At 65.1% G+C, this 1,201-nt stretch carries 2 protein-coding genes; both read left to right on the forward strand.

Annotation, left to right across the window (positions count from 1 at the left end; translation table 11 throughout):
* Positions 1 to 826: 4-hydroxythreonine-4-phosphate dehydrogenase PdxA (pdxA, locus tag A2I95_RS40080; RefSeq protein ID WP_291737899.1), on the forward strand; the 826-nt coding region annotated here is incomplete at its 5' end.
* 84 nt (positions 827 to 910) lie between these two features.
* Positions 911 to 1,201: rRNA adenine N-6-methyltransferase family protein (locus tag A2I95_RS40085; protein ID WP_291737900.1), on the forward strand; the 291-nt coding region annotated here is incomplete at its 3' end.

A 1,201-nucleotide genomic window follows, 5' to 3' on the forward strand; every position in this document is an offset into this window, starting at 1 on the left:
TGTCAAAGAAATCGCCGCCCCGGCTGAGGCTGCTGCAGCCTGCACAGTCAGCTTGCCGGTGCTGCCCCTTGCCTTCAGCGGCAGCGCTGCCAAGGGCAGTGCCGACCCGGCCAACGCCGCTGGTGTCATCCGATCCATCGAAACAGCAGTTCACTTGGTCCAAACCGGCGAAGCCGCCGCTGTCTGCACCGCTCCGATCCACAAAAAGGCGCTGATCGACGGCGCCGGCTTTGCCTATCCCGGCCACACCGAGTTCCTGGCGTCCCTCGCCGGCCGCAATCGCGTGGTGATGATGCTGGCCAGCTCCCAGCTCCGCGTGGTGCCCGCCACGATCCATATCGCTTTGTCCGAGGTCCCCAGGGCTTTGACCCCTGAGCTGCTGCGCGAAACCGTTGAGATCACCGCTGCGGGCCTCAAGGATCAGTTCGGCATCGCCGCCCCCCGCATCGCCGTTGCCGGCCTCAACCCGCATGCCGGCGAAGGCGGCGCAATGGGCCATGAGGAACTGGATTGGATCATCCCCCTGATCCAGAAAATGCAAGACGACGGGCTGAACATTACCGGGCCGCACCCGGCGGACACATTGTTCCACGCCGCCGCCCGCGCGCGCTACGACGCGGCGGTCTGCATGTATCACGATCAGGCGCTGATCCCGATCAAGACACTGGACTTCGACCGCGGCGTCAATGTGACACTGGGCCTTCCCTTCATCCGCACTTCGCCCGATCACGGCACCGCCTTTGACATCGCAGGCACCGGCCAGGCCAATCCCACCAGCCTGATCGAAGCCCTGAAGCTGGCACAGCGGATGGCTGCCAGCCCTTGATTCTTCCTCGGGCGGCAAATATCCCCGCCGGAGGCATGAAAATTCCGGCGCGCCGCCCGCGTCCTGTCCCAAGGTACAGATGATATGAGCGCTATCGACTCCCTTCCCCCCCTGCGTGAAGTGATCGCAACGCATCAATTGTCGGCGCGCAAATCACTGGGGCAGAACTTCCTGCTGGATCTGAACCTCACCGCCAAGATTGCCCGCCAGGCCGGCGACCTCACAGGGTGCGACGTGCTGGAAATCGGCCCCGGCCCCGGCGGCCTCACCCGTGGCCTGCTGGCCGAAGGCGCCCGCCGGGTACTGGCAGTAGAGAAAGACAGCCGCTGCCTGCCCGCACTGCAGGAGATCGCAGAGGCCTATCCGGGCCGGTTT

The organism is Leisingera sp. F5, assembly GCF_001593695.1.